Raw genomic sequence first — 13035 nt, 5'->3', positions numbered from 1 at the left:
TCCATCGGGTACGGACGTCGGTCGCGGCTGCGCCGCCCTGTGAACGCTACCCGGTCCGGCCGGTGTTCCCCCGGCACCCCGGGCGTTCCGCGCCCGGGGGCAGGCCGCCGGCTGCCGCGTCAGCCCAAGTGGCCGGTGTCGTTCCAGCGTTCGACGGCGGGCTGCCCGTAGGCCCAGCCCAGCACCGAGAGCGACGCGGGCTCCAGCCGCAGCGACGCGCCGAAGGACGGCGGCAGGCCGAGCCAGCGCGCGCCCAGCATGCGCAGCACATGGCCGTGTGCGAAGAGCAGCACGTCGTGGTGCCCGGAGCGGACCCGGGCGATCACCTCGTCGACACGCGCGGCCACGTCGTCGGGCGACTCGCCGCCCGGCACCCCGTCGCGCCAGATGAGCCAGCCCGGCCGCAGCGCCTGGATCTCGGCGGGCTTGAGGCCCTCGTAGTCGCCGTAGTGCCACTCCAGGAGCGCGTCCCACTCCTTGGCCTCGTCCCCGAAGCCCGCGAGCTCGCACGTCTCCGACGCCCGCACCAGCGGGCTGGTGCGCACCTCGGTGCCGGGCAGGCCGTGCCAGGGCGCGCCCGCCAGCCGCTCGCCGAGCAGCCGCGCGGTGCGGCGCCCCTCGTCGGTCAGCGGGATGTCGGTGCGTCCGGTGTGGCGGCCGGACAGGGACCATTCCGTCTGGCCGTGCCGGACCAGAAGGATGCGCGCAGCCATGCGGTGCGGCCTCTCGTGTCGTGCGAAGAACGGAAAATCCCATCATCGCTCAGACGTCCGCGGCCCGCCCGCCGGGGGCCGCGGGGTGCGGCGGGGCTCCGGTCCTCGGCTTTCGCCGGGGCGCGGGGGCTCCCGGGATTCCCCGGGCCGCCGGGGGCCCGCGGAAGGGGTGGTCAGACCCGCGGGGCGCGCGGGAGCAGGCCGCAGAGCAGGCCGTCGAGGCCGTACTCGAACTGCCCCGTGCCCTCGTTGCGGTCGCACAGCAGCTCGGGCCCGAGGGCCACCAGCGCGGGGTAGGCGTCCGCGTCCAGCGCCGCGATCCTGGCCAGCACCCGGTCGCGTGCGCCCTCCTTGCCGAGCACGCGCGAGCGCCGGGTGTTCCACAGCGCCGAGCCGACCGTGTACTGCATGAGCGCCACGTGCGCGTGGGCCGCGTCCTGCCGGCTGAGTCCGGCCTGCTGGAGCAGCGCGAGCATCCGGTCGATGAGCCCGATCGCGTCGTCGCCGCGCAGCGGCCGGCCGGCCAGCAGTTCCAGTGCGGACGGATGGTCGGTGAACAGCCGATATACCCCGAGGCACACCTCGCGCAATTCACCGCGCGGATCGCCGGAACGCCCCTGCGGAAGCTCTATGGTGTCCAGCAGCCGCTGGGCGACGGCGTCACTGATCTCGTCCTTGCCCCGGAAGTGCGAGTAGACGGCCATCGTGCCGACTCCGAGCTGCTGGGCGAGGCCGCGCATGGTGAAGGCCTCGGCGCCGTCGCGGTCCAGCAGGGCGAGTGCGGCATCGAGGATACGGTCGGGGTTGAGCGAGTTGCGTGGGGCGCGGCGCCGTGGGGAGCTGACCGGCTGGGTGGCGGACATCGGCTTGTCTTTTTCACGTCCTTTGCGATCACACGGGGCAGGGAGGGCAACCCGGAACGTCCTCACCGCGTCCTCCGCGGTGCATGCATACCCCCGCCGTGGGTGGTTGAACACCGTACGAGCGCTGAACGCCGCATAAACTCGGGGTTTCATCGCTTTGGCCGGGGCGGTGTGCGTACGGTTTACCGTACGTCGTACGGTAGAGGGTACGCCACAAGTCCATGACCGCCGCACGCGGCCTTCGGAGAACCTGGAGAGACGCCCGCAATGACGATCACAGCCGCCGCGCCGCGAGCTGCCGCATACCGCGGCAGGCTGCGCTGGTGGACCGAGCTGCCGTTGATTGCCGTGGTCTACGCGCTGTACTCCGGCGCACGTCTGCTGGTGCGCGGTGACGTGGACGACGCCGTCGAGCACGGTGCGGACATCCTGCACTTCGAACAGCTGACCCATCTCGACCCCGAGCGCTGGTTCAACCGGCTCTTCACGCACCACGCCTTCCTCGGCGTCCCCGCGGACTTCATGTACGCGTCGATGCACTACATCGTCACCCCGGCGATCCTGGTCTGGCTCTGGCTGCGCCGCCCCACGCACTACCGGCAGGCCCGCACCTGGCTGATGATCTCCACGCTCATCGGCCTCGTCGGCTTCACGACCGTGCCCACCGCGCCGCCCCGGCTGCTGCCCGGGGCGCACGGCTTCATGGACACCATGGCCCAGTACGGCAGCTACGGCTGGTGGGGCACCGACGCGAGCGCGCCGCGCGGCCTCGGGCACCTCACCAACGAGTACGCCGCCATGCCCAGCCTGCACGTCGGCTGGTCGCTGTGGTGCGGCATCATGCTCTTCCGGTACGGCCGCAACAGCGTCGTCCGCGTCCTCGGCGTGCTCTACCCGCTGATCACCGCGATGGTCGTCATGGGCACCGCCAACCACTACCTGATGGACGCGGCGGCGGGCGTCGCCACGATGGGCGTCGGCTTCCTGCTCGCCAGGCCCGCGCTGCGGCTGCTGGACCGCTACCACGCCAGGGTCCGCCCGGCCGCGGCCGCCGCCGCTCCCGCGGGTGCCCCGGAGCCCGCGGCCGGGCCCGCCGCCCTCGCCGCCGGGACGGCCGTGGCGGCGAAGGTCCCGGCCCCGCGCCCGCCCGCGTCCGCGGAAGCCCCGGCCGCCCACGACGCGACGGAACCCCCGGACACCCCGGCGGAGGCCGCCGCGGCGGATCCGGACGGCACGGAGGCGCAGGGGCGCAACGAGCCCAGCAGAGCGTAGGAGGCACCTCCCGCAGGGCCCGCCGGACGGGATCGTCCGGCGGGCCCTGCGGCGTGTCCGGGGCCGCGTGTCCGGACACCGCCGCGGACCGGGCGGGTACGGCCGGCCGGTGCGGCCGGCTGCCGCCCCGCGTGTGCCGCGGCCGCGCGGACGCCGTGCCCGCAGCGCGCGGCCGGTCGCCGCACGCGGCCGCGGCGACCCGCGCGGTGCGGCACGGGGGACGGTTGTCGTAGCCGGGTGCCACACTTGCGCGGGTGAGCACTACGCACCACACACTGCGGGAGCGGCTGGCCGTGCTGCGCGGACCCGACACCGCCGCCCGGCCGCTCGACGCGCGGGCGCTCGCCGCCCTCGCCGCCAACCCCGGCTGCCGGCGTCGCTCCCTGCTGGACGCCGCGGGCGTCGACAAGGGAGCCGTCGCCGAAGCGCTGGGCGCGCCCGCGCGGTTCGGCCAGTCCCGCTTCGCCTTCTCCCGCGGCCACGCCTTCGAGGCCCGCGTCAAGGCGGACGGCTGCGCCGAGCTGCTGCGGCTGCTGGGCGCCGACGGGGAGCGCGCGGAGGTCCCCGACCTCGGCGCGGCAGGCCCCGAGGGCCGCACCGCCCGCACCCGGCTCGCCCTCGCCGAGGCCCCGCGCGGCCGCTGGACGCTGCTGGACCACCCGCTGCTCGCCCTCGACGTCGCCGGCTCCACGGTCTTCCTGGAGCCCGACGCGGTGGCCGTCGCCCCCGACGGCGCCTGGACGGTCGTCGAGATCAAGTCCTTCCCGATCCTGGACGGCGCCGCCGACGCAATGAAGGTGGGCGCGGCGGCGCGGCAGGCCGCGGTGTACGTCCTCGCGCTCGACGCGGTCGAGCCCGGCCGCACCCGCAGCGACATCCTGCTCGTCTGCCCGAAGGACTTCTCCAACCTCCCCACCGCGGACAGCGTCGACGTCCGCAAGCAGCTCGCCGTCACCCGGCGCCAGCTGACCCGTCTCACCCGGATCGAGGAGATCGCGGCGCTGCTCCCCGAGGGCACGACCTTCGACCCCGCCGCCCCCCGCCCCGCCCTCGCCGCCTCCGTCGACGCCGTCCCCGCCGCGTACGCCCCCGAGTGCCTGTCCAGCTGCGAGCTGGCCTTCCACTGCCGCGAGCGCGCCCGCGCGGCGGACTCCGTCGAGGCGCTGGGCCGCGCCCTGCGCGCCGACCTCGGAGCGCTCACCACCCTTGAGGCCGTCCGCGCCGCCGCCCTCGCCCCGCCGGGCGCGCCCACGGACGACCCCGCCGTCCTCGCCCTCCGTCGCGCCGCCGCCCTCCGCGCGGAGGCCCTCGCGACGGCGGAGGCGTCATGACCCCCTCCCCGCCCGCCGCACGTGCCGCGGGTGGCAGCCCCTCAGGGTCGCGACACGTGCCCGCACACCCGCAGGCAAGCCCCCGCCGCAAGGCGCAGCCTCCGCGCGGGGAGGCCGCGTGAGCCTCATGAACGTGCTGGCCCGGGCCGAAGCGGCGGGCAAGGGGCGCGCGGCCCCGGCCGCGACGGTACGCCACCGGCACCTGGCGCAGAGCCCCGTCGTCTTCGTGCCGCTCACGACGGCCGGCGAGGCCGGCGCGCCGCTGGGCGCGATGGTGGGCACCGACCGTGCCGAGCCGACGCTCCTCGTCGTACCGCAGCCGCTCGACCGCGAGCAGCGGTTCGCCTTCTTCGCCGGTCTCGCCGCCGCCCTCCTGCCGGTGGTGGACGCGTACGCGGACGACGTGGAGACCGAGCCCGCGACGCGCAACCGCGAGGAGACCGAGGTGTGCGCGGACGCCCCGCAGCTGATCGTGCCGAACGGCGCGGCCCTGGAGTACGTGCGGCTGCTGGGCCGGTCGACGCGCTACCTGCGCACCGTCGAGGACGCGGAGGCCCCGCACCCGGTGCCGGTCCCGGTGCCGCTGCTGGGGCGGTGGCTCACGCATTACGCGGAGCGGGCCCGTACGCCCGGCAGCGCGCTGCTCGTCGCGATGACGGACCTGCTCACCCGGCACTGGGCGACGGGCCAGAGCGCGATGGAGGACCAGCACCTGGGCGCGCTGCTCGGCTGGATCGACCCGCCCGCGGGGATGGACGGCCCGGCGGCCGCGGCCCGCGCGCAGACCGGGCGCGGTGCGGACGGCCTGCTGTTCAGTCCGCCCGCGGGCCCGGCGACGGACCCGGTGTTCGACAACCGCGTGCTCGCCCCGGCGCTGGAGCGCTACGACGCGGCGCGCGCCGCGGGCGCGACCGGCCCGATGCGGGTCGCGGAGGCGGACGTACGGCGGCTGGTCGCGTCGCAGCTGCGGCCGACGTGGGAGGACGTGTGGCGCGGCGTGGACCTGCTGCGGGCGCTCCCGGAGGGCGCGCACGTCGCCGAGCGGTGGAAGCGCGACCGCTGGTCCTTCACCGGCCACCGGGACCGGCTGCGGGCGGGGGAGCCGCCCCAGCCGCGGCGGGACGACGCGGTCACGGCCGCGCAGAAGCTCGCCGGACGGGAGACGGCCCAGGCCCGGCTGTACGCCCAGGAGGCGCTGGACGACCCGCTGGTGATGGCGGCGCGGCGGCTCGCGGGCGAGGCGTTCACCGGCACGGTGCGGGAGGTGGAGATGGCGTACTCGGAGGGGCGCCGCCCCATGCCCCGCCCCCTGGTGACGCTCACGACCTCCGACTTCCCCCAGGCGGAGCCCGGCACACGCGCTTTCCGCGCCGTCCCGGACGCCAGGTCCGCCCAGACCGCCGACCTGGTGGCCGTCACCCCGTCCCGCCCTGTCCCGGCCCCCCGCCCGGGGCCCGAGGACCCCGCCGACGCCCCGGCCCCCGGGGAGTGGCTGGTCACCGTGCGGCTCACCGGCGGCATGGGCGCGGGGAAGACGCCCCGCGAGGGCTCCGTGCCGGTTCCCGGCGACCGGGTGACCTTCACCCTCTTCGCGCACGACCCGCGCGGCGGGCCCGCGTTGCCCGAGGCGGAGGCGACGCCCTGGACGCACGGGGGGCCGCCGGGGCAGGCGGCGGGGCAGCAGGCATTGCCGGCCGAGCCGCCGGACACCGTGACCGCGGAGGACTTCCTGTGACACAGGGCTCCGGTGGCGCCGCCACCGCCGACCGCTTCGACCCCGGAGCGGAGGCCGCGGCGGCGACCGCGGCGATCCTGGCCGGCACCATGAGCGGCACCGCCCGCGGCGTGGTCGTGGACTCCCCGCCGGGCGCGGGCAAGTCCACCCTCGTGGTGCGCGCGGCCCGCGAACTGGCCGCGTCCGGCGAGCAGCTGATGATCGTCGCGCAGACGAACGCGCAGGTCGACGACCTCGCCGACCGCCTCGCGACGGCCGATCCCGAGCTTGCCGTGGGCCGGCTGCACGGCGCGGACTCAGCCCCCGACCCGGTCCTCGACCGGCACCCGCAGATCGCGAAGTCCTCCTCGGTCGCCGAGCTGCGCGACCGCGCCGTGGTGATCGCGACGGCGGCGAAGTGGGCGTACGTCAAGGACGTCGAGCCGTGGCGGCACGCCATCGTCGACGAGGCCTACCAGATGCGGTCGGACGCGCTGCTCCAGGTCGCGGGCCTGTTCGAGCACGCCCTCTTCGTCGGCGACCCGGGCCAGCTGGACCCCTTCAGCGTGGTGGGCGCCGAGCAGTGGGCCGGGCTCAGCTGGGATCCGTCCGCGAGCGCGGTCGTGACGCTGCTGGCCCACAACCCGGGCCTGCCGCAGCACCGCCTGCCGGTGTCCTGGCGGCTGCCCGCGTCGGCGGCGCCGCTGGTCTCCCGCGCGTTCTACCCGTACACCCCCTTCCGCAGCGGCACCGGCCACGGCGACCGGCGGCTGGTCTTCGGGGTGCCGGGGGAGGGCAGCGGGCCCGACCGGGTGCTGGACGAGGCCGCGGAGTCCGGCTGGGGCCTGCTGGAGCTGCCCGCCCGGCACACCCCGCGCACCGACCCGGAGGCGGTACGGGCGGTCGCCGCGGTCGTCCGCCGGCTGCTGGACCGCGGCGGCCTGACGTACTCCGAGCGCGGCCCGGAGCCCGCGCCGCTGACCGCCGACCGGATCGCGGTCGGCACCGCGCACCGCGACCAGGCCGCCGCCGTCCGCTCGGCGCTCGCCGCGGTGGGCGTCCCGGCGGGACCGTCCGGCGTGGCGGTGGACACCGCGAACCGCCTCCAGGGCCGGGAGTTCGACGTCACCGTGGTCCTCCACCCGCTGTCCGGCCGCCCCGACGCCACCGCCTTCCACCTGGAGACCGGCCGCCTGTGCGTGCTGGCCTCCCGCCACCGCCACGCCTGCATCGTCGTCTGCCGCGCGGGCGTCGCCGACCTCCTCGACGAACACCCCTCCTCGGACCCGGTCCGCCTCGGCGTGACGGTGAAGTTCCCCGACGGCTGGGAGGCGAACCATGCGGTGCTGGCGCATCTGGCGGAGCACCGGGTGGCGTGGCGGCCGTGAGGGTGGGGCGTGGTGCCGTGTTCGCCGGACGGAGTCCGGTGCGCCGCCGCCAGGTGGCAGTCGGGTTGCAGTCCGGGCGGTTGGGAGGCGAACCATGCGGTGCTGGCGCATCTGGCGGAGCACCGGGTGGCGTGGCGGCTGTGAGGGGGTACGGGGCCGGGGTCGTGGGTATGGCGCACGCGGGACAATAGGGGGTCGGCAACCGGGAACGGGTCAGCGGAGGTCAGCGTATGTCCGAGGAGCAGCAGGGGAGTTCGGGCCGGGAGGGCGACGGCGGGCGGGACGGGCGGCCGGAGCGGCCCAGGCGCCCCGCGCGGCTTCTCTTCGAGCCGGGGGCGCCCGGCGGCGACGAGGGCGGTGACCGCTTCTTCGAGCTGGAGTCGATGGACGACCCGCGGGAGCTGCTGGCGCGGGCGAGCGAGCTGGAGCAGGCCTTCCGCAGCGCGGCCGACCGGGCGGCGGAGTTCCAGGCCATCGCGGCAGCGCAGCTCACCGATCCGCGCCGCTTCGACCGGCTCGGCGCCGACGAGGTCGCCCGGCAGGTCGGCTGGTCGGAGGACTACGCCCGGAAGATGGCGGAGTGGGGCACGGCCCTGATCGCCGACGGTGGCACCACCCCGTAACGGGCCGGTCGCGCGGTGTGAGGACGGAAGGATACGCCTTCTCTCCGTCGTTGTCCCGTATTCCGCCGATTCACCGGGGCGCGGCCCGCCGGGCGCGTACCTGTAGATGACATGGATGAATGGCAGAGGAACACCCCGGCGGGAAGTGTTGTCGGCATAGTCACCGAGGCCCAGCGGCGCCGGCACACGGCCTGCGTCACCCCGGAAGGCGCCGCCTGGCTGGCCTCCGCGAGCGCCTTCCCGCGCAGCGTCGAGGCCCTGTGGTCCGCCCGGCCGGGCGCCCCGAGCGTCCTGCCGTGCGGCAGGGCCTTCGACGTGGTCAACCTCACCCCGCTGTTCGGCCGCCGGGTGCTGGAGCAGCTGTGGGCGGCGGGCCCGGGCAGCGGCCCGGTCGCCGTGCACCGAGGCCGGGTGCTGCTGCTCGTCGCCCCGGGCACCGCCCAGCGGCTGCCGGCCCTGCTCGGCTGGGAGGAGTGGGCGGGCGCGGTGCCGCCGATGCTCTGCCACGGTGCGGGCGACGCGGTGACCGTGCCGCCGCTCTACGCCTTACCCGCGGACATCGACCCGGCGGGGTCCGCGGATACGGAAGCCGGCCCCGGAATGTCACGCTGGGTCGTCGCGCCCGACACCCGCCACCCCTGGCTGCCGGGCCCGGACGTGCTGCTGTGGGCGTGTCTGCGGGCGGTCCGGGAGGCCCGCCGGGCGGCCCCGCCGGTGCTCGCCGGAGTGCCCGGGAGTGCGTGAGGCTTATCGATTTCCCAGGTCGCCGCAGGGGGTGCTAATGTCTTCCTCGTCAGCAGGCGCCGCTAGCTCAGTTGGTTAGAGCAGCTGACTCTTAATCAGCGGGTCCGGGGTTCGAGTCCCTGGCGGCGCACCTGATCCGAAGGCCCTCCGTGTTCGCGGAGGGCTTTCGGCGTTGCAAGGCATCCACGACCGGCGTGCCCGCTTGGCCGGGTATGCCCCGGAATGCACCCTGGGACGATGGGCCACTGGTCGCTGTCGGACGCCGTCCGCGTACACATCTCCGGCACCGGCGGCCGCACTCCGCTCTTCCTGCTCCTGGCCGGCCTGCTCGGCTCCTTCCTCTTCATCCGCTTCAGCGTCCGGATGATCCGCCGGGGCGTGTCCTGGTGGCCGGGCAACGTCCAGCCCGGCGGCCTGCACATCCACCATGTGGTCTTCGGTCAGGTCATGATGATCGTCGGCGGTGTCGGCTCCTTCGCCGTGCACGGCGGCCCGCTCGCGCACGACATCCTGGCCTTCGTCTTCGGCGCGGGCTGCGGCCTGGTCCTCGACGAGTTCGCGCTCGTGCTGCACCTGGAGGACGTGTACTGGCGCGAGGAGGGCCGCAGGTCGGTCGACGCGGTGATCCTCGCGGTGTGCGTCATCGGCCTGCTGCTCATCGGCCAGGCCCCGCTCGGCGGCTACGTCGGCGGCACCTCCTGGACCCCCTACCTGGCCGCCGCCGTGCTGCTCGGCTTCGTCGTGGTGTGTCTGGCCAAGGGCAAGGTGTGGACCGGGCTGCTCGGCGTCATGCTGCCCTTCCTCGCCGTCGTCGGCGCCCTGCGGCTGGCCCGCCCCGGCAGCCCCTGGGCGCGCTGGCGCTACGGCAGCAGGCCGCGCCGGATGGCCCGCTCCGAGCGCCGCGAGGAGCGCATCCACCGCCGGCTCGTCGCCTGGAAGACCCGCGCGATGGACGCGGTCGCGGGCGCGCCCAGCCCGGTGTCGCTCACCAAGACCGAGCCGCACCGGCCCACCATCGTCGACATCCCGCCCTCCCGCCTCGAAGTGCTGCTCGCCCGGGTGCTGCGCCCGCTGCGCGCGCCCGGCGCGACCGGCGCCGTCTGGTACCTGCGGCTGGCGACCGCCGTCAACGTCGTCACCGGCCTCGTCACCCCCTTCCGCCAGCGGGTGCGGGCCGCCACCGACGGCGAGTACGTCACGGCCTTCCTGGTCAGCCCCGGCTTCACCGGCGCGGTGCTCGCGCTGCTGCTCTCGGTCAGCCTGCGCCGCCGCAAGCGCGCCGCCTGGATCCTCACCACCGTGCTCGCCGCGGGCTACACGCTGATCCTGCTGGGCACCCTCGGCGCCGTGCCCGCCTCCCGCGGCCACGCCGTCAACTGGCTCGCGCTCGCCGTCACCGTCGCCTTCCTGCTCGCCCTGCTGGTCTCCCGCCCCGTCTTCAACGTGCGCGGCGAGCGCGGCAACGTCGCCCTCGGCCTGACCAGCCTGGTGATCGGCGCGGTCGTCGCCGTCGGCGTCGGCACCCTGCTGGTGCACGCCACCGACCGCAACCCGCCGCGCGAGTGGGCCGCGAGCCTGCGCTACGCCTCCGTACGCGTCCTGACCGTCTCCGGGCTGTTCGACCTGCCCGGCATCACCGTGCCCGGCTGGACCGACCTGGCGATCAACGTCCTCAGCGTCGCCCTCATGCTCGTCGTCCTGCTCGCCTTCTTCCGCTCCCCCCGCGGCCGCGCCCGCCTCCAGCCCGCCGACGAGCGCCGGCTGCGCGAGCTGTTGCGCGCGTACGGGCGGCGCGACTCCTTCGGCTACTTCGCGCTGCGCCGCGACAAGTCCGTGTGCTGGGCCCCCGACCGCGAAGCCGCCATCCTCTACCGTGTCGTCAACGGCGTCGCCCTCGCCTCCGGCGACCCCGTCGGCCCGCCCTCCGCCTGGCCCGCGGCCGTCACCGCCTGGCTCGACCTCGCCGGCGCACACGCCTGGGTCCCCGCCGTCACCAACGCCGGCACCGAAGCGGCCGCGGCCTACAAGTCGGAGGGCTTCCACGCGTATGTCTCCGGCGGCGAGGCCGTCGTCTCACCCCGCGACTTCGCCGCCGCCGAGGCCCCCTCCCTGCGCAACGCCCACGACCTGCTCTCCGGCGCGGGCTACACCGTACGGATCCGCGCCCAGCGCGACGTCCCGCCCGAGGACTGGCGCCGCCTGCGCCAGCTCGCCGACGCCTGGCGCCGCCACCCCGCGGAACGCGGCTTCGCCGTCGCCCTCGGCCGCCTCGGCGACTGCCTGCTCGCCGAATGCCTCGACCCCAACGGCCGCACCTGCGCCCTCCTGGGCTTCGTCCCCTGGGGTCCGGACGGCCTCACCCTCGACCTCGTCCGCCACGACCGCGACTCCGGCCGCGCCCCCGCGGACCTCCTCCTCACCGACCTCCTCCTCGCCGCCGCGCACGCCGCTCCCGGCCCCCTCGCCGCCGTCACCCGCGTCTCCCTCAACACCACCGCGTTCCGCTCCGCGGCCACCTCCCGCGGCCCCCTCCGCCTGCTGGCGCGGCACTGGCACATCGCCGAACGCGACCGCACGTACTCCGCCTACGCGCCCACCTGGCACCCCCGCCACCTCCTCTGCGAACGCCGCCCCGACCTCCCCCGCGTCGCCGCCGCCACCGCCGTGGCCGAGGGCTTCCTCCTGCCCGGCCGCTTCCGGCGCTTCACCGGCCGCGCCTGAGCACGCCGGGCCCGGAGCGTCAGCACACCGCGCCGGAAGCGGGAAGCGTCCCGTCCACCAGATACGCCTCCACCGAGGCGCGTACGCAATGGCTGTGCGCGAAGTACGCCCCGTGCCCGTCCCCCCGGAACGTCAGCACCCGGCTCCCGTTCCCGAGCGCCGCGGCCATGTGCGCCGCCCCCGGGTACGGCGTCGCCGGATCCGCCGTCGTGCCGACCAGCAGCGCCTGCGGAGCCGTCCGGGCGGAGACCTCGCGGGACGCCCGGTCGCCGGGCGGCCACCCGGTGCAGGCGAGGAGCGTCGCCTCGATGGAGGGCCCGAACACGCTGGACGCAGCCGTGAAGCGCCCGTCCAGGCGGTGCACGCCCGCGACCGTGCGCCGCTCCGGTGTGTCCTGGCAGTCGATCGCGAGCTTGGCCATCTCGTAGTTGTCGGGCACGGCCCAGTCGGGTCCGGTGCCCGCGCCGCCGGGGCCCAGCGGCGGGAGCCCGGCGCGGCCGAGCATGCCGTTGCCGCTCAGCTGGCCCATCTGCCCGGGGTAGGCGAGCTGCATCATGGGCTCGCCGTCACCCGTGCGCAGGGCACGCAGCGCGTCCCGCAGGTCGGACCAGTCGTCCTTCGAGTAGAGCGCGTTCTGCACGCCCTGCACGAAGCCCTCGTGGTCGAGCTGCCCGGTCACGGTGGCCAGCCCGCCCCCGTCGAGGGCGTGCCCCTGCTCCGCGATGCCCGCCACGACCTCCTTCGCCGTGTGCCCCGCGATCGGGCAGGAGCGCGCCGCGCAGTCCGCGGCGAAGTCGTTCAGCGCGTGCTGGAAGGCCGCGCTCTGCGCGAGCGCCGTCCCGACGTCGTCGAGCGTCGGGTCCGGCACCCCGTCCAGCACCATCCGCCCGGTGCGCTGCGGGAATTCGTGCGCGTAGACGGAGCCGAGCCGGCCGCCGTACGAGAACCCGAGGTAGGTCAGCCGGTCGTCGCCGAGGGCCGAACGGATGACGTCCAGGTCGTGCGCGGCGTTGCGCGTGCCGATGTACGGGAGCAGGCCGCCGGAGTGCGCGCGGCAGGCTCGGGCCACCTGGCGCGCCTGGGAGGCGGCGTCGGTGGACGTCACGCCGGCGAGGTCGCCGCAGTCCACGGGGGTGCTGCGGCCGACCCCGCGGGGGTCGAAGCCGACGAGGTCGTAGCGCTGGTTGAGCCGGGCGAGGCCGCCGTTCGCGGCCACCGCGGCGAGTTCCGGGATGCCGGGGAGGCCGGGGCCGCCGAAGTTCACCAGGAGTGAGCCGAGGCGCGGGCCGGGGCCCGTCGCCGGGATGCGGCTGATCGCGAGGTCCAGCTCACCCGCGCCGGGGCGGGCGTAGTCGCGGGGGACGCTGAGGGTGGCGCACTCCATGTGCTGCGGGGCTCCGCCCGGGCGGGGGGCGGGGACGTTGGGGCAGCCGGCCCAGGTGGCGGTCCGGTCGTACGGGGTGCGGGTGGCGGAGCCGTCCGCCGGGTGCGGGGCGCCGAGGAGGGTCGCCGTCAGGGCCGCGGCGAGGGCGGCGACGATGCGCAGGCGGGGCATGCTTTTACGCTAGGGCGGGTGGGGTTGTTGTGCCCTCCCGCCCACCCGTGCGGGTGATCGGCCGTCTGCCGGTGCCACCTGTGGGGGGGGCGGGTGCCACCCCCCGGATCG

The 13035-nt window shown here is 75.9% G+C and carries 10 protein-coding genes and 1 tRNA gene; 8 read left to right on the top strand and 3 right to left on the bottom strand.

All coding sequences use genetic code 11. The features are described 5' to 3' along the window. Positions 1-119 precede the first annotated feature (119 nt). Both IH54_RS0130835 and IH54_RS0130830 read right to left on the bottom strand, forming a co-directional pair. On the bottom strand, positions 120-713 hold the full coding sequence (locus tag IH54_RS0130835) for a histidine phosphatase family protein (protein WP_031523175.1): 594 nt from the start codon (positions 711-713) through the stop codon (positions 120-122). A 173-nt stretch (positions 714-886) separates the two neighbouring features. Further along, complete coding sequence (locus IH54_RS0130830) at positions 887-1576, bottom strand: TetR/AcrR family transcriptional regulator (protein ID WP_031523174.1); 690 nt, start codon at positions 1574-1576, stop codon at positions 887-889. 267 nt (positions 1577-1843) lie between these two features. Here IH54_RS0130830 and IH54_RS40485 point away from each other — a divergent pair, with 267 nt between their 5' ends. The 8 genes from IH54_RS40485 (at position 1844) to IH54_RS0130790 (ending at position 11369) form a co-directional block, all read left to right on the top strand. Next, positions 1844-2848, top strand: coding sequence for a phosphatase PAP2 family protein (locus IH54_RS40485; RefSeq protein WP_052398057.1), 1005 nt, complete (start codon positions 1844-1846; stop codon positions 2846-2848). Positions 2849-3102: 254 nt separating this feature from the next. After that, positions 3103-4179 carry a hypothetical protein gene (locus tag IH54_RS0130820; RefSeq protein ID WP_234344065.1) on the top strand — a complete coding sequence of 359 codons (1077 nt, stop codon included), beginning with the start codon at positions 3103-3105 and terminating at the stop codon, positions 4177-4179. A 118-nt stretch (positions 4180-4297) separates the two neighbouring features. Then, complete coding sequence (locus IH54_RS0130815) at positions 4298-5914, top strand: hypothetical protein (protein WP_031523171.1); 1617 nt, start codon at positions 4298-4300, stop codon at positions 5912-5914. Then, positions 5911-7281 (top strand): AAA family ATPase, encoded by a 1371-nt coding sequence (locus IH54_RS0130810; protein ID WP_031523169.1) that lies wholly within the window; start codon positions 5911-5913, stop codon positions 7279-7281. The genes IH54_RS0130815 and IH54_RS0130810 overlap by 4 nt, the downstream gene beginning before the upstream one ends. A 230-nt stretch (positions 7282-7511) precedes the next feature. Beyond that, the gene (locus IH54_RS0130805; RefSeq protein WP_031523167.1) at positions 7512-7904 is read left to right on the top strand and encodes a hypothetical protein; all 393 of its coding nucleotides are present in this window, start codon (positions 7512-7514) and stop codon (positions 7902-7904) included. A 111-nt stretch (positions 7905-8015) separates the two neighbouring features. After that, positions 8016-8648, top strand: coding sequence for a bifunctional DNA primase/polymerase (locus IH54_RS0130800; protein ID WP_078862655.1), 633 nt, complete (start codon positions 8016-8018; stop codon positions 8646-8648). Between the two features lie 56 nt (positions 8649-8704). After that, a tRNA-Lys gene (locus IH54_RS0130795) sits at positions 8705-8778 on the top strand. Positions 8779-8885: 107 nt separating this feature from the next. Next, the gene (locus IH54_RS0130790; RefSeq protein ID WP_031523163.1) at positions 8886-11369 is read left to right on the top strand and encodes a phosphatidylglycerol lysyltransferase domain-containing protein; all 2484 of its coding nucleotides are present in this window, start codon (positions 8886-8888) and stop codon (positions 11367-11369) included. Between the two features lie 19 nt (positions 11370-11388). On the opposite strand, the gene IH54_RS0130785 is transcribed toward IH54_RS0130790, so the two are convergent. Further along, complete coding sequence (locus IH54_RS0130785) at positions 11389-12924, bottom strand: alpha/beta hydrolase (protein ID WP_031523161.1); 1536 nt, start codon at positions 12922-12924, stop codon at positions 11389-11391. Positions 12925-13035 lie beyond the last annotated feature (111 nt).

Origin of the sequence: Streptomyces sp. NRRL F-5123, from assembly GCF_000721495.1 — a bacterium.
Taxonomy (GTDB): Bacteria; Actinomycetota; Actinomycetes; order Streptomycetales; family Streptomycetaceae; genus Actinacidiphila.
Note: the sequence above shows the minus strand (reverse complement) of the source record. Positions and strands in the feature narration are given on the sequence as shown.

Bases quoted from the DNA above. Each gene is read 5' to 3' on its own strand.
- IH54_RS0130835 (WP_031523175.1), bottom strand. From the start codon at position 713: ATGGCTGCGCGCATCCTTCTGGTCCGGCACGGCCAGACGGAATGGTCC.
- IH54_RS0130830 (WP_031523174.1), bottom strand. From the start codon at position 1,576: ATGTCCGCCACCCAGCCGGTCAGCTCCCCACGGCGCCGCGCCCCACGC.
- IH54_RS40485 (WP_052398057.1), top strand. From the start codon at position 1,844: ATGACGATCACAGCCGCCGCGCCGCGAGCTGCCGCATACCGCGGCAGG.
- IH54_RS0130805 (WP_031523167.1), top strand. From the start codon at position 7,512: ATGTCCGAGGAGCAGCAGGGGAGTTCGGGCCGGGAGGGCGACGGCGGG.
- IH54_RS0130800 (WP_078862655.1), top strand. From the start codon at position 8,016: ATGGATGAATGGCAGAGGAACACCCCGGCGGGAAGTGTTGTCGGCATA.
- IH54_RS0130790 (WP_031523163.1), top strand. From the start codon at position 8,886: ATGGGCCACTGGTCGCTGTCGGACGCCGTCCGCGTACACATCTCCGGC.
- IH54_RS0130785 (WP_031523161.1), bottom strand. From the start codon at position 12,924: ATGCCCCGCCTGCGCATCGTCGCCGCCCTCGCCGCGGCCCTGACGGCG.